Source organism: Mesorhizobium sp. WSM4820 (genome assembly GCF_055811075.1).
The window spans coordinates 46,651-65,671 of record NZ_JBVVQN010000014.1 but is presented as its reverse complement, the minus strand read 5'-3'; the positions used below and the strand labels follow the sequence as shown (position 1 = coordinate 65,671).

Annotated in this window: 15 protein-coding genes and 4 pseudogenes; 14 read left to right on the top strand and 5 right to left on the bottom strand. The window is 61.6% G+C overall.

What is annotated here, in order from left to right; genetic code table 11:
- Positions 1–48: 48 nt before the first annotated feature.
- The 7 genes and pseudogenes from AC0L2R_RS22110 (at position 49) to AC0L2R_RS22080 (ending at position 5,449) form a co-directional block, all read left to right on the top strand.
- On the top strand, positions 49–429 hold the full coding sequence (locus tag AC0L2R_RS22110) for a hypothetical protein (RefSeq protein ID WP_473511542.1): 381 nt from the start codon (positions 49–51) through the stop codon (positions 427–429).
- Between the two features lie 87 nt (positions 430–516).
- On the top strand, positions 517–1,611 hold the full coding sequence (locus tag AC0L2R_RS22105) for an alpha/beta hydrolase (RefSeq protein ID WP_473511541.1): 1,095 nt from the start codon (positions 517–519) through the stop codon (positions 1,609–1,611).
- A 160-nt stretch (positions 1,612–1,771) separates the two neighbouring features.
- The gene (locus AC0L2R_RS22100) at positions 1,772–2,497 is read left to right on the top strand and encodes a gamma-glutamylcyclotransferase (RefSeq protein WP_473511540.1); all 726 of its coding nucleotides are present in this window, start codon (positions 1,772–1,774) and stop codon (positions 2,495–2,497) included.
- A 26-nt stretch (positions 2,498–2,523) separates the two neighbouring features.
- Positions 2,524–3,117 (top strand): annotated as a pseudogene (locus AC0L2R_RS22095) (aldose epimerase family protein); the annotation flags it as partial.
- A gap of 83 nt (positions 3,118–3,200) precedes the next feature.
- A pseudogene (locus AC0L2R_RS22090) lies at positions 3,201–3,518 on the top strand (IS91 family transposase); the annotation flags it as partial.
- A gap of 213 nt (positions 3,519–3,731) precedes the next feature.
- Positions 3,732–4,157 (top strand): adenylate/guanylate cyclase domain-containing protein, encoded by a 426-nt coding sequence (locus AC0L2R_RS22085; RefSeq protein WP_473511538.1) that lies wholly within the window; start codon positions 3,732–3,734, stop codon positions 4,155–4,157.
- A 185-nt stretch (positions 4,158–4,342) separates the two neighbouring features.
- Entirely contained in the window at positions 4,343–5,449 is a 1,107-nt protein-coding gene (locus tag AC0L2R_RS22080; RefSeq protein ID WP_473511536.1) for a tetratricopeptide repeat protein, read from the top strand.
- 274 nt (positions 5,450–5,723) lie between these two features.
- Here the strand turns inward: AC0L2R_RS22080 and AC0L2R_RS22075 are convergent.
- Together AC0L2R_RS22075 and AC0L2R_RS22070 are read right to left on the bottom strand one after the other, a co-directional pair.
- Positions 5,724–6,586 (bottom strand): annotated as a pseudogene (locus tag AC0L2R_RS22075) (alpha/beta fold hydrolase).
- Positions 6,583–7,164: a glutathione S-transferase N-terminal domain-containing protein gene (locus AC0L2R_RS22070; protein WP_473511535.1), complete on the bottom strand. Its 582-nt coding sequence runs from the start codon at positions 7,162–7,164 to the stop codon at positions 6,583–6,585. Before AC0L2R_RS22070 ends, AC0L2R_RS22075 begins: the two are co-directional and overlap by 4 nt.
- Positions 7,165–7,461: 297 nt before the next feature.
- On the opposite strand from AC0L2R_RS22070, the gene AC0L2R_RS22065 reads away from it, so the two are divergent.
- From AC0L2R_RS22065 to AC0L2R_RS22045, 5 genes and pseudogenes are all read left to right on the top strand, one after another.
- Positions 7,462–8,562: a branched-chain amino acid ABC transporter substrate-binding protein gene (locus AC0L2R_RS22065; RefSeq protein ID WP_473511534.1), complete on the top strand. Its 1,101-nt coding sequence runs from the start codon at positions 7,462–7,464 to the stop codon at positions 8,560–8,562.
- Between the two features lie 83 nt (positions 8,563–8,645).
- A complete protein-coding gene (locus AC0L2R_RS22060) occupies positions 8,646–11,114 on the top strand; it encodes an adenylate/guanylate cyclase domain-containing protein (RefSeq protein WP_473511532.1) in 2,469 nt (822 codons plus the stop codon).
- An 80-nt stretch (positions 11,115–11,194) separates the two neighbouring features.
- Positions 11,195–11,479 (top strand): annotated as a pseudogene (locus tag AC0L2R_RS22055) (aldose epimerase family protein); the annotation flags it as partial.
- Between the two features lie 116 nt (positions 11,480–11,595).
- Positions 11,596–12,168, top strand: coding sequence for a histidine phosphatase family protein (locus tag AC0L2R_RS22050; protein ID WP_473511530.1), 573 nt, complete (start codon positions 11,596–11,598; stop codon positions 12,166–12,168).
- Positions 12,169–12,278: 110 nt separating this feature from the next.
- Entirely contained in the window at positions 12,279–13,049 is a 771-nt protein-coding gene (locus AC0L2R_RS22045; RefSeq protein WP_091598200.1) for an inositol monophosphatase family protein, read from the top strand.
- Here AC0L2R_RS22045 and AC0L2R_RS22040 read toward each other — a convergent pair.
- The 3 genes from AC0L2R_RS22040 to AC0L2R_RS22030 are packed head-to-tail and all read right to left on the bottom strand — an operon-like array spanning position 13,039 to position 17,387.
- Positions 13,039–14,115 (bottom strand): ABC transporter ATP-binding protein, encoded by a 1,077-nt coding sequence (locus tag AC0L2R_RS22040; RefSeq protein ID WP_091598197.1) that lies wholly within the window; start codon positions 14,113–14,115, stop codon positions 13,039–13,041. The two genes, AC0L2R_RS22045 and AC0L2R_RS22040, sit on opposite strands and share 11 nt — an antisense overlap.
- Entirely contained in the window at positions 14,116–16,398 is a 2,283-nt protein-coding gene (locus tag AC0L2R_RS22035) for an ABC transporter permease (protein WP_473511528.1), read from the bottom strand.
- Positions 16,399–16,400: 2 nt separating this feature from the next.
- Positions 16,401–17,387: an ABC transporter substrate-binding protein gene (locus AC0L2R_RS22030; protein ID WP_473511666.1), complete on the bottom strand. Its 987-nt coding sequence runs from the start codon at positions 17,385–17,387 to the stop codon at positions 16,401–16,403.
- Positions 17,388–17,995: 608 nt separating this feature from the next.
- On the opposite strand from AC0L2R_RS22030, the gene nanR reads away from it, so the two are divergent.
- Entirely contained in the window at positions 17,996–18,703 is a 708-nt protein-coding gene (gene nanR, locus AC0L2R_RS22025; RefSeq protein WP_473511523.1) for a transcriptional regulator NanR, read from the top strand.
- Positions 18,703–19,008, top strand: coding sequence for a putative quinol monooxygenase (locus tag AC0L2R_RS22020; protein ID WP_473511522.1), 306 nt, complete (start codon positions 18,703–18,705; stop codon positions 19,006–19,008). The genes nanR and AC0L2R_RS22020 overlap by 1 nt, the downstream gene beginning before the upstream one ends.
- Positions 19,009–19,021: the final 13 nt, after the last annotated feature.

Here is a 19,021-nt window from a genome sequence, read left to right as displayed (position 1 = left end):
GGAACGCAACGATTGTCTGTGTGCGTCCGCCCGATGGAGGAAATGACCATGACCAGATTTTTCGCAGCATTCGCATTCGCCGGCCTCGCCTGGACCGGGATCTCGGCTGCGGCCGAACTGGCGCCAGGCAACGGGCATAGCGTTCATCTCGCCGCCTTCGACGGCATCGTCTACTATACAGTCGAGCGGGACGGCTACCGGATCGTGACGACGTTGGCATCGGGAGCAGACGCGCTGCCGCTGCGGATGATCTCCACGCTCGCCCCCGGGCAGCGCGTGACCATTTCCGTGCCCCAGTCGGCCGGCCAGCCGTCGATCGATTTCGAGATTCTGCGCGATGGTGATGCGCTCGTTGTCAGCGACGCCATTCCCGCTGCGGTGGTCGATCTCGTGGACGTGGCGCCGACCCCGGCGGCGTTGGGGGAGTGAGTGCTGCCGTAGAGTTCGAGGGGAGCGCACGGGTTTGTCGAGTATGCTTCCGTAGCTCTCGGACCATCCGTGCACAGGGAGGATATGATGCAGATCAGATTCGGATCATACAATGGAAATATCACGCGCAGGACACTGCTCGCGGTTGCCGTTGCCACAGTCGCGACACCAGCTGCGGCGCAGCGCTGCCAGATCGGACCACCATCCCACCAGAAGGGTCCGCTCGTTTTCAGGGACTATGACCAGGTCGAGCTCGACGCAGCGTACAGCCAAGTACATTACGAGCCGCTGGAAGGCCGGACAACCAATCGGATCTTCGCGAACAGCGCAGCCGCCCGGGACCGGATTGGCTTGCCACTTCGCGTCGCTTACGGACCAAGCGAAGTCGAGAAGCTCGATATTTTCCGTACCGATCGCCCCAAGGCGCCAATCTTCCTGTTTGTTCACGGGGGCACTTGGCGCGGCGGCTCGGCGAGGGATTGCGCCTATGCTGCGGAAATGTTCGTCAAGGCCGGTGCGCACTTTATCGCGATCGATTTCGCCTCAGTGACCAACGTGAATGGCGATCTCGGCGTGCTCGCTGCGCAGGTGCGCCGAGCGATCGCCTGGGTGCACGAAAACGCGGCAACTTTCGACGGCGATCCAGATCGCCTCTACGTTGGGGGTCATTCCTCCGGCGGCCATCTGTGCGGCGTTGCTCTCACTACGGATTGGATGAAGGAATTCGGCTTGCCCACCGGCACGATCAAAGGCGGTCTCTGCATGAGTGGCCTGTTTGAGATGAAGCCGGTGCGACTTTCATGGCGTGGCGGCTATGTCAATTTCACCGATGAGATGGCGGAGGAAAATGAGCCCGCAGCGGCATATCAACGAGTTGAACGCGCCGGTAGTTGTTACTTACGGCACTTACGAAACGCCGGAGTTCCAGCACCAAAGTCGCGATTTTGCCGCTGCAGCGGAGGCGGCAGGAAAGACGGTCGGGATAATAGAGGCACTCAATTACCACCATCAGGAGATGGCGGAATCGCTCGGCAACCCCTACTGGCCCAACGGCCGAGCAGCGCTGGCGCTGATGAAACTGGATTCATGATGCTTGGCCGCGGCGCACCTGATGACGGGGAGCGGGGCACGTTTCTACCTGAAACCAAACTGGCGAATCCACCCAACCGCAATGTTCGGTAGTGGGTCAGTTTGAAATCTAGCTGGGCGACACCAGCTGGCTTTTGGTGACGGTTCGCCGTTGGGAGACTGATGATATCATGGCGCTCTTGGACTGCTAAGCAAGCCCAGCGAAACGTGGCTCTTACAAGAAGCGCGGGGCAGCAAAAGAACGGAACGGCATATGAGGGAGAAGATGCCCAGGCTGGCTCGGAAGATGGCGCTTACGCCGGAGATTATTGCGCGCGTTCATCGGGTGTTAGAGGACCCCGGCTCGGCACCTGGTCTCGATTACCACACCGAGGAGGACTACGATGCGGCGGTGCATGAGACGCTCGCCTCGCATCCCCGAGGCGAAGACCTTTGGTTGTTCGCCTATGGCTCACTGATTTGGAAGCCGGAAGTTGAGCACACTGAGGAGCGCATTGGCACGGCTCACGGCTGGCATCGTTCATTCTGCCTAAAGATGACCCGGTGGCGGGGCACGAGGGAGCAGCCTGGCCTGATGATGGCCCTCGACCGAGGCGGCCAGTGCCGGGGGATGCTCTATAGGCTCGCCGGCAACACAGTGGAATGGCACCTCGGCAAGCTGGTCCGCCGAGAGATGAAGGCGAAACCACCCAGCAACCCGCCCCGTTGGCTTGCCGTCAAGACGGATCAGGGGCCTGTCCGCGCCCTAGCCTTCGTGATGAACCGAGAGGCGGGCGCATACACCGGCAGGCTCCCGCCTGATGAGGTGGCGGACATTATGGCCAAGGCATGCGGCCACTTGGGCTCGTGCGCCGAGTATCTCTATAATACCATCACGCATCTGGAAGAGCGCGGCATCCACGACAGCAATCTATGGCGGCTACAGCGTCTGGTCGCCGAACGCATTTTGGGTTCCATCGTAACACCAATTTCAAGCTGACCATTGCCGATCTTCGCGAACAGCGCACCTATAGGCTGAAAATCCCAGGCACGCTCAGCGTCGAGCTGACCGCCACCTGCGAGGAGCCGACGCTGTGCAATCTCACCCAGCATTCCTATTTCAACCTGGATGACGGCGGCGCCGGCGATGTCCTCGATCACCGGCTGATGCTGAACGCCGGCGCCTATCTTCCGGTCGATGGCGACCTGATCCCGACCGGCGTCGTGAAGCCGGTCGACGGCACGCCGTTCGATTTCCGTCAGGCGCGGCCGCTGCGCATGGAGAGCGAGGGCAGGCAGCTCCCCTACGACCAGAATTTCTGTCTTGCCTCGACGCGCGGGTCACTCAAGCTGGCATCATGGGCGCAAGGCGCGAATTCCGGCGTCGAGATGGAGCTGTGGACCACGGAACCGGGCGTGCAGCTCTATACCGGCCAGTATCTGGCGCCAGCTTCGCCGGGGCTCGGGGGAGTTCATTACAAGGCTTATTCGGGCTTCTGCCTGGAGCCGCAGGTCTGGCCGGACGCACCGAACCGGCCGTATTTCCCGCAGGCCACGCTATGGCCGGGCCAGATCTACCACCATGTGACGGAATACCGGTTCAGACTGCCTGGCGCTTGACGCCGGAAGCCGGTACCGGCTTTGCTGTGCTTACCTTCGGTCCGGACAGGACCGTGCGCAAAGTTCAAAGAGCGTCCTTTGCGGCGCGGGACTGGATGGCCGCCGGTGCCGAAGACCTGCTGCCCGTGGAGTATTTCCACGTGGTTTTCACCCTGCCTGCCGAGATCGCGCAGATCACTTATTGGAACAAGAAGGCTGTCTATGACCTGCTGTTTCGGGCATCGGCCGAGACGCTGACCACGATCACGGCCGATCCCAAGCGCCTCGGCGCACGCATCGGCATGACCAGCGTGCTGCACATCTGGGGATCGGCGCTGACGCATCACCCGCATGTTCACATTATCGTGCCTGGCGGGGGACTGTCGCCGGATAGTACCCGCTGGATCGGCGGCCGCCCCGGGGTGCCGGGTCGCCATCCATCACAACCAGTCCCACGAGACGATATGACGCTTCTCTACTTCCCTTCGCGGCCGCCCGACGGCAGGCCGTGACCTGAGGCGGACGTGGCGATCGAAACAGAATGAGAGCCCACCGCATCGGTGCACACAGCACGACGGTTAGATGGTATGGTGCCCGTCTGGTCAGCCTTTCCAGGGATAAGCATGGAACGCCGTTTGGCCGCGATTCTGGCAGTGGATGTAGTCGGTTTTAGCCGCCTGATGGAGGTCGACGAAGCCGGCACGCTGGCTGCCCTCAAGATCCGCCGCAAGGAGGTGCTGAGGCCCCTGGTTGCCAAGCATCGCGGACGCATCTTCAAGGTCGCCGGCGATGGCGTGCTGGTGGAGTTCGCCAGCGCTGTTAACGCCGTGCAATGCGCGGTCGAGCTCCAGGAGGGCATGGCCGCCGCAAACAGCGATCAGCCTGAGGAGCGGCGGATCGTGCTGCGCATCGGCGTCAATCTGGGTGACGTCATTGTCGAAGGCAGTGATCTCTATGGCGACGGCGTCAACATCGCCGCGAGGCTCGAAAGCATCCCGAACCGGGTTCCATCCTGGTCTCCGGGACCGCGCATGACCACATCAGGAACAAAGTCCAAGTAGGCTTCGACGATCTCGGTACGCAGAACCTGAAGAACATCGCCGAGCCGGTTCGGATCTATCGGGTCGCCGGAACACCGGCTGTTGCGGTCGTGACGCCCCGAGTCACAGCCGAGAAGCCTGCCATCGCCGTCTTGCCGTTTGTGAACATGAGCAGTGATCCCGAGCAGGAGTACTTCGCGGACGGCATGACCGAAGACATCATCACGGAACTCTCGCGCTTCAAGAGCCTCTTGGTCATCGCGCGCAATTCCTCATTTTTATACAAAGGGCGGTCGCCTAGGATCCAGGACGTCGGGCACGAACTCGGCGTGCGCTGGATAGTCGAAGGCAGCGTGCGCAAGGCCGGGAACTGGGTACGCATAACGGCCCAGCTAATCGACGCAACGACTGGGGCGCACGTGTGGGCGGAACGCTATGACCGCACGCTCGACTCCATTTTCGAGGTCCAGGACGAGGTCGTGCAAGCAATCGTCGGTACAATACCGGGGCATCTTGGTCGAATCGCAGTCGAGCACGCGCGCCGGAGGCCGCCGGCGAACCTCACAGCCTTCGACCATTTGCTGCGGGGACGTTGGGCTCTGTTTCACTCCACTGATGGTCTGCAAAGTGCCTTGGTTCATCTGGAGAAAGCGATCGAGGCCGATCCGAACTATGCGGCCGCGCACGCGCAGATCGCCACCGCCTTTGCCTATGGCATCTATGCGTTGGGCCTTGAACCGGAGATTGCGATCGAACGCGCGTGCCATCATGCGGCGCGCGCAGTGGCGCTCGACGGCGGCGATACCGAAGTCAATTCGGCTGCCGCTTCCGCCTATATCACGAGCGGCATGCATGAGCTTGCCGATCTTCACTCCGCGCGTGCAACGGCGAGCAATCCGAATGATGCATCGGCTCTCTTCAGCCGCGGATTTGTTCTCGCCCATCTGGGTCGACCATCCGAGGCGATCGAAATCTTCTCCCAAATGCAGAGGATCGACCCTTTGGCGCCGGATGATGCCAGATCAGAGGTGCTGTGCGACTGCCACTTCATGTTGGGAGAATACGAGACAGTAATTGGGATCCTCAGGCACAGGCACGATGTGCCGGCCTATATGCACCTGATCGAAGCTGCAGCGTACGCACAGCTGGGTCGCATCGAGGAGTCGAAAGCGGCTGTCGCGGCTTTCCATCGAAGTCCAGGCCCCAAGCCGGACCCAAAGACCATGATTGCTTCGCAGATGCGCATGATCGCTCATCAAGAAGACCGCGAACGCTGGCTTGAGGGCTACCGCAAGGCAGGCCTGCCCATATGACGCAGTCTCGTAGCCCTGACCCCGACGTGGCCCGGCCCGACTACCTAGTCTGGAGGTGTGCGTCATCCTGAGCGTGATTGCCTTCCACTGAAGGCTCCTTCTGGCGCGCATCCGAGTCCTTGCCGAACGCGAAGGATTGTCTCCGGTCCGGACCTTTATGTGCCGATTTCCTTCCCCGATAGCTATCATTGGGCGCAACCAACGATGATGACCCATTGCCGTCTTCCCTGCGTTCGCGTTGGATTTCCGCTTCGCGCCGCATGGCAGAGTCTTGTCAGCGCCGGTCGATGGCTCGCTTCGAACCCGTGTGTTCGGCGATCGCCTCGACGATCCGGTCCCAATCGCCGGGGTTCAGCTCGTGCCCGCCGCCTTCGAGCTTCAGGAGCCGTGCGCCCGCGACTGCCTCGGCCAGTACTGCGCCGTGCTCAACCGGAAAGACTGGATCGGCGGTGCCGTGAATGACGAGCAGCGGTACCTTGATCTCGGCGAGCCTGCCCTGCCAGGCCTTGCCGATCTCGAAGAGAACACTGTGGTTGGTGGCGCTGAGATAGCCGCCAGAACGGTCAAAGTCCCGCTCGATGAAGGCTCTGGTCTCGGCTTCGTCGAACGGGTGTGCTGTTCCTGCGATCAGTCGCGCGTCCTCGACGCAATATGCGACGGTCTCCGCCCGGTTCGACCAGTCCACGTCCACAGCCATATGTTCCAACCAGGCCTTACCGCTCTTGGGGAGGCTGGACCGGTCCACCCCGATCGGCGAGGTGCTGATCGCCGTCAGTGAAAGCACCCGCTCTGGATGCTTGAGCGCCGTACCCTGGCCGACCATTCCGCCTTGGGAGAAGCCCGCGACGTGCGCCGCCGTGATCCTGTAGCCGTCGAGCACGCAAAGGGCGTCTTCGACCGCATCGTCAAAGCCATAGCCCGGCCGACCGGGCGGATATTTGGTCGAAAGACCGGAGTCTCGCTGGTCGTAGCGGATGACGAAGCGGCCCCGTGCGGCGAGTCGGCGGCAGAATTCCTCCGGCCACCAGAGCATCAGGCCATCCCGCCCATGATGAGAAGTATCGGCGGCTGGGCCGGATTGCCGAAGCTCTGCGTTGCGAGCTCGACCCCATCGGCACGGATCACCAGCTCGTTCATGCCAGTCCTTCGCGGCGCAGAGCCGCTTGTACGGCAGGCCGCTCTTCGATGCGCGCGATGTAATCGCGAAGCGGCTCGGGCAGTTGAAATCCGATCTCCGCCGCGCCGCGCGCCAGCTGGAAGAGATAGGGATCCGCGACGGTGAAAGTCTTTCCGAACAAATACCCCCGCTCCAGCCGGCCTGCGGCGAAGCGGAACCATCGCAGTATTTCCTGGGCGATCGGCTCCCTGACGTCTTCAGGAAGCATTAGGTAGGTGGGAAAGCGCTTGTGAATCTCGGTCGCGATGAAGCTCAGCATCTCAAGCAGGCGATAGCGGCCCAGATGACCCTGCGGCGCGAGCTCCGGCGCGCGATCCGCGACCCAAGCCAGGATCGCGACATTCTCGGTCAGCACCTCACCGTCGTCGAACACGAGAGCGGGCACATAGCCCTTCGGATTGATATCGATATAGCGGCCACCCCCTTCGATCTGCTTGGTCTCGATATCGACCGTGACCACGTCGAACTGAATTCCAGCCTCCAGCATCGCGATATGGTCGGCCAGGCTGGTGAACCCGGGTGCAGAATAAAGCTTCATCGATCCAACTCCTTCTGCTGCTGCTTGGTTTCACAACCAGTTGCATCCTAGGTCATCTGCTCAACAACGTGCCGACAATTGGATACTCCCACCTCGGTTTGACCAAGAAACGAGCGGCGGGGAACGCGGTTCCACGATGCCCCTCAGCTGCTCGCTGATTGCTCGCACATGCAGAGGCACAGGACGGGACGCGAGTATCTTCCTCGACTCTGGTTGTCGGGGCGCATGCGACGCTCGCGGAAAAAGACTGTCGGCGCTGACGGGATTGGCGTAAGCTACGGCCTTTGGGGTGCATCCATGCACCGTATCATCACCGTAGCTATTGTCGCGCTCGTGGCCGCGGCGCTTAGCTGTCCTGCGCGGGCGGAGGTGCTGATCGGGGTCGCAGGCCCGATGACCGGAAAGCTCGAATGGACTGGCACGCAATTGAAGCGCGGCGCAGAGGTGGCTGTGGCCGATATCAATGCGGCGGACGGCGTCCTCGGCGAGCCGGTGCGACTCATCACGGTCGACGACTTCTGCGATCCCGAGCAAGCGGTGGCTGCTGCCCAAAAGCTGGTGGCTGACGGTGTAGTGTTCGTCGTCGGGCACTACTGCTCTGGAGCCTCGATTCCGGCATCGGAGGTGTACGAGGCGGCGGGAATTCTGCAGATTTCGCCGTCCTCGACCAATCCGATGTTGACCGAACAAGGCCGCGACAACGTTTTCCGCGTCTGCAGTCGCGACGATGCGCAGGGCTTCGAGGCCGGCAACTACTTGGCCGATCATTGGAGCGACAAGAAGATCGCGATCCTCCACGACAACACGATCTACGGAAAAGGTCTCGCCGATGAAACCAGGAAGCAGCTGAACAAGCGCGGCACGACCGAAGCGATTTTCGAAGCCTACGCTCCCGGGAAAGACGATTACTCGGCCGAGATCGCCACGCTGCAGGCTGCGGATATCGCCGTGCTCTATCTGGGCGGGTACCATACCGAGGCCGCGCTCATGGTTCGTGCGGCGCGCGACCGGGGCTACTCGGTTCAGCTGATCTCGGGTGACGATACAGCGACCGAGGCATTTGGGCTGATTGCCGGCCCTGCCGCCGAGGGCACGCTCTTCACCTTTGTCCCCGACCCGCGTCGAAACGCCGAAGCGGCCACAGTCGTCGAACGATTCCGAGCCGAGAACTTCGAACCCGATTCCTGGACGCTGCACAGTTACGGCGCCGCCCAGACCTGGGCGCAGGCGGTCGAGAAGGCAGGCTCACTAGAACTCCAAGCCGTGATTGCATCGCTGCGCGGCAATCAATTTAACACTGTGTTGGGCCGTATGGACTTTGATAATAAAGGCGACCTCACTGTTCAGAGTTGGGTATGGTATGTCTGGAAGGGTGGCGAATACGTGCCGTTGGAGTAATGGACCACCGATCCGGCGAATCGCCTTGAGCCAATCTGTGCAGACCATATCGGCCGCGCCACCTGAATCAATGCGTCGCCGCGATGCTTAAGCGTCTCGGCATACGCGGCCGTCTGTTGCTCGCTTTTTTCGGTATCAGCACCTTCGCGGTGCTCGCGACAACAGCCGCTCTTTATGCCTTCCTCGAGGTGGGGGAGGTCGTCAACCACATCACCAAGGAGCGTGTGCCGTCGGCGCTCGCGTCCCTCCAGCTGTCGCGCCAGGCTGAGCGGGTCGCCGCCACTGCGCCCGCCGCACTTGCTTCGACCAGCAAGGCTCAGCATAACGAGGTCTCGACTGCGATCGCGGCAGAGATGACGCGCCTCGAGGAACTGCTTGCCGCTCTCAAAGGCGCCAAGCCTAGCACGGCGGTAGTGGCTGAGATCGAGGCTGCGGTGCTTGGTCTGCGGCGCAATCTCAACGCCCTCGACGACCTTGTCGCCGCCCGCCTCACCGTGGTGGCGCGCAAAGAGGAACTGTTACGTCGCCTGTCGGCTACGACAAATGCAAGCCAGCGCCTTGTGGCGCCCGGCATGCTCGTGATGAATTCCAAACTCCAGCAATGGCGGGCGGTCACGGCCGACACGCCGCTCGCGTCCGATCGAGGCGCGGAGGCGACGGCCGACCTGGTCCAGTCGATAGCGGCCTACATCCCGCAGCAGAAGGCGCAGCAGGAGATCTCGGCGGTCAATGACGCGCTGGTCAACACGGCGGACGCGCCGACGCCAGGCGATCTGGCGTTGATCCTGTTTCCGCTGCGCCGGTCACTCGCCGTTCTGGACACGATTTCCAACGAGATCGACGATAGGCTGCGAACCCGTTTCCAGCAGCGGGTCAACGAGTTCAAGGCACTGATCGACGGCGGAAACAGCATCCCGAAGGCGCGGCAGGACGAGTTCGCCGTCCTGGCGCAGGGCGAAGAGCTTCTGGCCGAAAACAATCAGCTGTCGCGCAGTCTTACCGCTGCCGTCGATCGCCTGGTCGCCGCGGCAGACCGCGAGATCACCGCATCTGGTCTCGAAGCCGCGGTCGTCCAGCGATTCGGGACCGGAGTTGTCCTTGGCTCCGCCTTTCTCAGCCTCTTGAGTTCCGTTCTTGTTGTTTGGCTCTATGTCGACCGCAGCCTCCTCGCCCGCCTGGGAGGGGTGAGCCAAAGCATGCTCGCAATCGCCGGCGGCAATCTTCGTGCGCCATTGCCTGCCGCGGGCCACGACGAAATCGGCCGCATGGCCGAGGCGCTCAGGCTCTTCCGGGACACTGCAGTCGAGGTCGAAGAAAAGAACCTGCGCGAGGTCGCCGAAGCGCGCCAGCGGCTCATCGATGCCATCGAGAGCATCTCCGAGGGATTCGCTCTCTACGACCGCGAGGACCGGCTCATCCTTAGCAATAGCCGCTACCGCGAACTGCTCTACAGCGACCTTGCGATCGAATTGACGCCCGGTACGACATTCGAGCACATCATCCGCCGATCCGCTGAGCGCGGCTACATCAGGGATGCCGAGGGACGATTCGAGGAATGGGTCGCCGAGCGGCTCTCCCGGCACCGCAACCCTGGCGAACCGTGGGAGCAGCGGCGAGGCGACGGAAGATGGATCATGATAAGCGAGCGGCGGATCACCGGCGGCGGCACAGTCGCGGTCTACTCGGACATCACCGAGCTGAAGCTACGGGAGGAGAACCTCGCCGAGAAATCCGCGGCTCTCGAGGCGCTTTCCAGCAAGCTGGCGAAATACCTGGCGCCCCAGGTGTACAACTCGATATTCACCGGCCGTCAGGAGGTCAGGATCGCCAGCCAGCGGAAGAAGCTGACAATATGCTTCTCGGATATCGCCGGCTTTACCGAGACCACCGACAAGATGGAGTCGGAGGACCTCACCCAGCTCCTCAATCACTATCTGACGGAAATGTCGAAAATTGCTTCGGATCATGGCGCGACGATCGACAAGTATGTCGGCGACGCGATTCTGATGTTTTTCGGCGATCCGGAAACTCGCGGCGTCAAGGAGGACGCGCTCGCCGGTGTGCAGATGGCTCTCGCCATGCAGAAGCGGATGAGCGAACTTGCCGAAGTCTGGCGCGACATTGGAATTGAAACACCACTGCGCTGCCGCATCGGCATCCACACCGACTACTGCACTGTCGGCAACTTCGGCAGCGAGGACCGGATGGACTACACGATAATCGGCGGCGCCGTGAATCTCGCCTCACGTCTTGAGCAGGAGGCGCAGCCAGGGACCGTGCTCATTTCTTATGAGACGTTTGCGCAAGTGAAGGACACGATTGACTGCGACGAACTGGGGCGCATCCACGTCAAAGGGATCGCCTATCCGGTCGCCACTTATCGCGTCATCGATGTGAAGGCCAATCTTGTCGCTGCCCGTCGCGCCGTTCGAACCGAACTGCCGCATCTCAGACTGGAAGCTGAGCCCGAGCTGATGTCTGCTGACGAGCGTGACCAAGCCGCAACTGCGCTTCGAGACGTGCTCGATCGACTTTGTTACAAGCCCGGGTAGGAGGGATCGTCGGCATCGGCTCTGTGGACAAGTCCCCATTCTGAAACACGCAGGACGGCAAAGCCGTCGATCTCTACACGCTCATCAACGACAGAGGCGCGTCCATCAAGTTCATCGCTATGGCGGGTATAATCACCGCGATCAATGTGCCCGACCGCTGGGGCAAGCTCGACAACGTCGTGCTCGGCTTCAAGGAACTCGCCGACTACGAATCCTTGCCCCCCTATTTCGGCGCCTTGATCGGGCGCTACGCCAATCGCAGACCGGTGCGCGGAATGAACTGCGACGAGTTTGGAGACAATGTAGCGGTTATGATGGCCGGAGGTCCGCTCATGGCAGCGCGATACAGACGTTCCTGTTTCTGATATCCATTGAGGCTGTGAAAAGTGCCCGTGCAATGATGTGGTTGGTGTGTGTTGATACTTCCTGCGCTTGATCAGCTCTGTTAGGCGTCGGAAGGATTTTATCGGAGCGCAACGGCATGCCGACGGCCTTCTTTATCACTCATCCGGAAGTTTCCGTTGATCCCGCCACGCCAGTTCCAGCTTGGCGGCTTTCGGACCGCGGCGTCACCCGGATGAGGGCTTTCGTGGGCTGTGCGGTGCTGTCCGGCCTGACGTCCATCTGGTCGAGCTCCGAGGCCAAGGCTATTGAAGCGGCTGGCCTGCTGGCGGCGGGATTTGGTTTGCCCGTCCAAGTGGATGAGCACCTTGGCGAGAACGACCGCTCCGCGACCGGTTTCCTTCCACCCGTCGATTTCGAACGAGTTGCTGACGCCTTCTTCGCCAATCCACATGAGAGCGTTTGCGGATGGGAGCGCGCGCTCGATGCCCAGGATCGCGTCGCGCGGGCCGTGTTTCGCATTCTTGCGACCCATCACGACGGCGACATTGCTTTCGTCTCGCATGGCGGCGTGGGCACGCTCCTGCTTTGCAAGCTGCTGAATGCGCCAATTTCGCGCAGTCGGGATCAACCTTTCCAAGGTCATTTCTTCGCTTTCGATTTGCCGGGTTTCAAGATCATCCACGAATGGCAACCTGTCGCCGAGCGTTAACCTCAACCTTTCGCTGCATAACTGGGCCTTGAATACAAAGAGCCAGAGAACGAATGGAAAGCAGAAACAATGACGGAATTCACTGCGTGAATGGTGACGATAACGATCGGATGCTGTTTGCGACTGCGCTGGCGCGGCGCGGCGGCGAACTCGGCCTGCAATATTTCCGACAACTGGAGACACTCACAATCGAGAGCAAGGGTCATCAGGACCTGGTCTCCGAGGCCGACCGGAATGTCGAGACGTTCATCCGCCGGGAGCTTGCGGCGCAATATCCTGAAGACGGTGTTATCGGAGAGGAACACGCCGCACTCGCCGGCGGATCGGGTTACACATGGGTGATAGATCCAATCGACGGCACTGCCAATTTTCTGCGCGGCATCCCGGCCTGGACCGTCGTCATCGCCTGCGTCAAGGAGGGTGTGGCGGTCGTGGGCGTTATCCATGAACCCTCTACCGGCGAGACATTTTATGGACGCCGCGGCGGTGGCGCTTTCCTCAACGGCCGGCCCATCAAGACAAGCCCGACGAAGAGCCTGACGCAAGGCTCGGTCGGAACCGGCTTCTCCAATCGTCGTGAAGCGCGCACCGTCGCCAAGCTGATCGATCTCCTGCTTCAGGAGGGCGGCGTGTTTTTCCGCAATGCATCCGGTGCGCTTATGCTTGCCTACGTCGCCTCGGGCAGGCTGCTCGCCTATGTCGAGGAGCATATGAATGCTTGGGACTGCCTCGCCGGCATGCTTCTGGTCGAAGAGGCCGGCGGGTCGGTCGTCACGCCCGACCCGAAAACGGTTCTCGAGGAAGGAACACTGGTCATCGCGGGCGGCAAGGGCGTGTTCGACAAGGTCCACGCGCTCTGCAAAGAGGCGTTCAGTCTGTGATCAGCACGGGTCCGCGTTCGGGAAAGCCGATGCTCACCGGCTGCCCCGCTCGAAACGCGGTATCGACATCCGGCGAGACCACGAAGACTTCGCCGAATTGCGTGGCAATTACGAACTCGAGGTGGCTGCCGACATAGGTCACTTTTTCAAGCGTGCCAGGCAAGGCGCCTGGCGCATTCGGCTCGCCAATCTCGAGGCGGCTCGGTCGCGCCGCCAGCTTGGCCGGCCCCGGTTTGCGGCCGCGAGCCGGCAGCTTCAGCACGGCAGGTCCCAGATGCACAGTGGCGCTGTCGCCCTCGACCGACACGACCTCGCATTGGAACATGTTGGCTTCGCCGATGAAGTCGGCCACGAAAGCATTCGCGGGCTGCTCGTAGAGGTCGCGTGGCGTGCCGTCTTGGGCAATCACCGCATTGTTCATGACGATGATGCGATCGGAGACGGCGAGCGCTTCCTCCTGGTCGTGGGTGACGTAGACGACGGTCAGGCCGAGTTTCTGCTGGATCTCGCGGATTTCCTCGCGCACGCGCCGGCGGAGCTTGGCATCCAGGTTCGACAAAGGCTCGTCGAAGAGCAGCACCTGCGGCTCCAGAACCAACGCCCGCGCCACCGCGACACGCTGTTGCTGTCCGCCCGAAAGCTGGCTCGGCAGGCGGTCGCCGAAATTGGAGAGGCCGACCAGTTCAAGCCCGGCTCTGGCCCTCTCGGCCGTCTCCTTCCTGTCGAATCCGGAAAAGCCCAGGCCGTATTCGACGTTCTGGGTCACGGTCATGTGCGGGAAAAGCGCGTAGGATTGAAACACCATGGAGACATCACGATCAGTGGCCGGCAGCCGGGTGACGTCGGCGCCCCCGATCAGGATCTGGCCGCTCGTTACCATTTCCAGTCCGGCTATCATGCGCAAGGTGGTCGTCTTGCCGCAGCCCGACGGTCCAAGCAGGGTGACCAGCTTCCCGGCCTCGATGAACAGCGAGATGTCGTTGACGGCGGGCGCCTTGCTCTTGCCGTAGATCTTGGTGACATTCCTGAATTCTACTGAGGCGGCATTGCCGCGAATTTCGGCCATTCATCCGCCTCCCGAGATCGCCGGCTGTGGACGCGCCACGACCGCCTGGCTGACATTGGTGCGCGACTGCGCCAGATCGCCGTCGAGACCGCGCCGGCCGATCATGCGGCTGCCAACCGCAAGCTGCATCAGGCCGATCACCGCCAGCATGACGCCGATCAGGACGGCGGAATAAGCGATGGCGATGCCATATTCGTTATTCTCGACGCGGCCGACGATGTAGCTGGTCGACATGTCGTACTGTGCGCTGACTAGAAAGATAATGGCGCTGATGGCGGTCATGGCGCGAACGAAGGAATAGACCAGCGCGGCAAGGATGGCCGGCCGCAGCAGCGGCAGCACCACCTTGCGGAACGTCTGCCAGGAGTTGGCTCCCAGCGTGAGGGAGGACTCGTCAAGGCTGCGGTCGATCTGCGACATCGATGCGACACCGGCGCGGACCCCGACCGGCATGTTGCGGAAGATGAAGGAGAGCACCAGGATAATGCCGGTGCCGGTGAGCTCGATCGGCGGCACATTGAACGCAATCACATAGGACACGCCGATCACAGTGCCGGGAATGGCGAAGGACAGCATCGTAGCGAATTCGAAGGTATCCTTGCCGGCAAAGTCCTGGCGGACCAGCAGATAGGCGGTCAAGAGTCCGATGGCCGCGGTCAGCGGCGCGGAGATCATCGCTATTTCCATGGTCGTCCAGAAAGAACTCCAGGCCGACCCGCGCCAGTGGATGCCGAACTCGTTCCAGCCGATGGAGAACGCCGTGACGTAATGTTCAAAAGTCAGAGAGAAATCGACGCCCCACAGCTTGACGAAGCTGCCGTAGAAGATCGTCACGTAAATCAGCAAGGTAAAAAGCGTCCAGACGGCGGCGACCGCGAAGACGACGTTGCGCAAATTTGCCGGCAGATGCGGGTGAACGCCGGCGTCGCCTTTGCCGGAGACGGTCGTGTAGGACTTTTTTCCGAGCCAGAATCGCTGGGCGTAGAAAGCCCCGAGCGTGAAGAACAGGAGCACGAGGGCGAGGATCGCCGCCTGCGCCTGGTCGTATTGCGCGCCGACGATCGCGAAGAAGATCTCGGTGGACAGCACATCGAAATTGCCGCCGAGCACCAGCGGATTGCCGAAATCAGCCATGCTCTCGATAAAGCCGAGCAGAAAAGCATTGGCCAGACCCGGCCGCATCAACGGCAGGGAGACGGTGATGAATGTCTGCCAGCGATTGGCGCGCAGGGTCTGCGCGGCCTCCTCCATGGATGGGCTCACACCCTCGACCACACCGATCATCACCAGAAAAGCGATCGGCGTGAAAGCGAGCACCTGGGCGATCAGCAGGCCAGGCAGGCCGTAGACCCATCGCGTCGGTTGGACGCCGATCAGCTCGGCGAAGCCCAGATTGATGGCGCCCGAGAGGCCGAACAGAAGGATGATGGCGAGGCCGATGACGAAGGGTGGTGTGATGATCGGCAGCACGGTCAACGCGCGCAACAGCGCGCCGTAGCGAAAGCCGGTACGGGTCACCACCAGGGCAAAGACAAGGCCGAGCGCGGTGGTCGTCACGCCGACGAGCACGGCGAGAAGGAGCGAATTCCAGGCGACGCCGCAGCGCGGGCCCCCGGTGAGGCAGCCGAGGCTCCAGAGCCGGTCGCTGGAGAGTTTCGCGAGAAAGACGGGAAGCGAATAGTCGCCCTCTTGCGTGAGCAGCGCGCTCCCCAGCATTTGACCGATCGGCATGAAGATGAAGATGGCGACAACAGCGACAACGAAGCCGATCGAGCCGGAGACGAATTCGTCGCCGGCCACCGCGCCGCGAGCCGCAAGCCCGAGGGTGAACAGGAACAAGAACGCGCAGCCTGCCAGCAGTGCTCCCCAGCCCATGCCAAACTGGCGGTCGTCAAGTTCGCCAAAGAGCGAGTTCAGCCATTGCCACTGGAAGCCACGCAGGCCAATGCCGAAGCCTTGAAGCAGGAAATAGGCGCCGCCGGTCGCGCCGACGGCGATCAGCAAATAGCCAAAGAAAGGATCGGACTTGCGCCGCCCCCATAGCAGGAGCGGCGCGAGAAGCAGCGGGCCGATGGGGGCGAGCCAGAGTTTGTCGCCTTGCAGCACCAGAAAAAGCGCCGGCGCTACGTCATCGTCAAGCGGATAGCCGTCCAGCAGCCAGGACAGGGTGAAGAGATTGCTGTCCATCCCGTACCAAGGCAGCAGCGCATAGCCGAGCAAGCCGACTGCCGTCCACAGGACGACGGTCGGGTGAAGCGCGCTCGTGGCAGTGCGGACGCGCATGATCACTGCGGCAGGGTCGAGACCTCCGTATCCCACTTCTGCAGCAGGCGCTTGCGCTCGGCGCTCGATCCATACTTCTTGAAATCGTAGTCGATGAGCTTGATGGTCGACAGGTCAGGCGACAGTTCGGACGCGGTGGCGTTCTTGTTCGACGGCAACTGGAACGACTTCACGTCCTTGGCCTTCGACTGCATCTCGGCGGTCAGCGCCCAGTCGTAGAACTGCTTCGCTGCTTCCGGGTTGCGGGCGCCCTTGATCAGCGACATCGAGCCGATCTCATAGCCGGTGCCTTCGCAAGGCGCCACCGTGACGATCGGGAAGCCGGCTGCCGTCTGCGTCACCGCATCATGCATGAAAACGATGCCGATGGTCGTTTCGCCGAGACCCGCGGCCTTGATCGGAGCGGAGCCGGACTTGGTGTACTGGTTGATGTTGGCGTGGAGCGCCTTCAGGTACTCAAAACCCTTGTCCTCGCCCATCAGCTGAACCATCGTCGCGAGCATTGTATAGGCGGTGCCCGATGAGTTTGGGTTGGCCATCTGGATGTGGCCCTTGTATTCCGGCTTGGTCAGGTCGGCCCAGCATTTCGGCTCCGGCAGGTTGCTCTTGGCCAACAGATCCTTGTTGTAGCCGAAGCCGAGCGCACCGGAGTAAACACCGATCGTCTTGTTGTTGGCGGCTTCCGCCTGCTTGATCGCCCAGTCGTGCAGTTCGCCGCGCTTCGGGGACGTATATTCCTCGGTCAGTCCTTCCTCGGCGGCCTGAAGATGAGGATCGCCGGTGCCGCCCCACCAAACGTCGCCCTTTGGGTTTCCGGCCTCGGCGCGCACCTGGGCATATGTCTCGCCTGAGCTCTTGCGGGTCATGTCGACGGTGATGCCGGTCTTTTCCTCGAAGCTGGTCTTGATTTGCTGGCACCAGGCCTCGTCGGCGGCGCAATAGAGGGTGAGGCTGTCGGCGTAAGCCGAGCTGGCGGCACAGACGAGCATTACTGCCGTTGCCGCCAGACGGACACAGGTCTTTTTCATGTGCGAATTTCCTCCCATTATTTCGCCGTCTAACAAGTATCAAGCATTGCTGCGGCGGCGACCAGATTGGGAGCTTTTGCGCCGATTTGCAAATCGAGTCGGCGGCGGCTGGAACAGGGCTGTCCATATATTCTCCCGCAACGGACCGTCCAATCCAGAGTGGTTCGAGCTTTTTCACGGGGTGGTAGCGTTCGGTTCTGGTCTGCTGCATTCTTCGGCTGAGATAACGGCATGATGGATCCCAGGGCTGCGCCGCGTCGCCTCGCTCCTTGCGCCGCCCGGGATGACGAAGTGGAGGGGTGTTTCGGCTAGTCCGCAAGGTTTGCGATGCCACCGACCGGAATTGTCGACGTCCGCTGCCGATCAATCTCGTTCGATCCGAAATGATCCTGACGCGAACTGACAGCGTTGGCTGATCGCTCAGCTAGTGAGCAAGTTGCTTGTAGGAAAAGAGCCAAAGCCTCGCTCGCTTGTTTGCGCTTGAAGGCGGGCGTCTGTCGATTTGAGTTGTGTTTGACATGGGGGCGCTATGGCAATAGCGTGCTTAACTGGTATCAAAGGTATGCCAAGTGATCGGTGTCCTGATCAAGCAGCGGAAGCTTTCGGACGAGGTTGCAGAACGCCTCGAGCGGATGATCCGCAAGGGAGAACTGGCCGAAGCCGAGCGGCTGCCGTCGGAACGGGAACTCATGCGGCAATTCGGGGTCGGGCGCCCCTCAATCCGTGAGGCGCTGCTGCATCTGAGCAAGATGGGCCTTGTCGAGGTGAGGTCCGGTGAGCGTGCCCGCGTCACCCGCCCCACACCCCAATTCGTACTCGACGCCCTCTCAGGCCCGGCGCGACACATGATTTCGGCCCCGGGCGGGGTTCAGGACTTCCAGAGCGCACGTTTGTTTTTCGAGGTCGGGCTTGCCCGCAACGCCGCTGTGAATGCCACGCCAGAGGACATTGAAAGCCTCAAGGCGGCGCTAGAGATGAACCGGCAATCGATCGGCGACCTCACGCGCTTCGAACGCACTGACGTGGACTTCCACTACGTGCTGGCGGTGATCACCCGCAATCGAATCTTCACAGCTATCCATGCGGCGTTGGCCGAATGGCTGCTTGAACAGCGGCGAACGACTTTGGCCGAAGGTGAAGACCGCAAGGCCTACGAGGCCCATCGCGAAATCTTCGAGGCGATCGCGGCGCGCGATCCGGACGGGGCCGAAGCGGCGATGCGCAGGCATCTGGAATATGTGTCGAGGCGCTATCTGGAAATCGCGAGGCCCAAGTGATGACCAGCTTCGTCGTCTGGGTCGATTTCCGCCTCAAGCCGGGCGCCCGAAACAGCTTCCGAAAGCTCGTCGACGCCAATGCGACCGCGTCGGTGCGCAACGAGGTCGGCTGCCGCCGCTTTGACGTGACGGAGGCGCGCGGCGAACCGGACCGGGTCGTGCTCTACGAGATTTACGACAGCGAGGCCGCTTTCAACGAACACTGCCGGACGGCGCATTTCGATGAATTCAACACGCACAGCGCGCCGCTCGTCGACACCAAGTTGGTGACGATCTGCGACCTCGTTCTCGAAGCTACGCCTTGAAGAAAGCATAGCC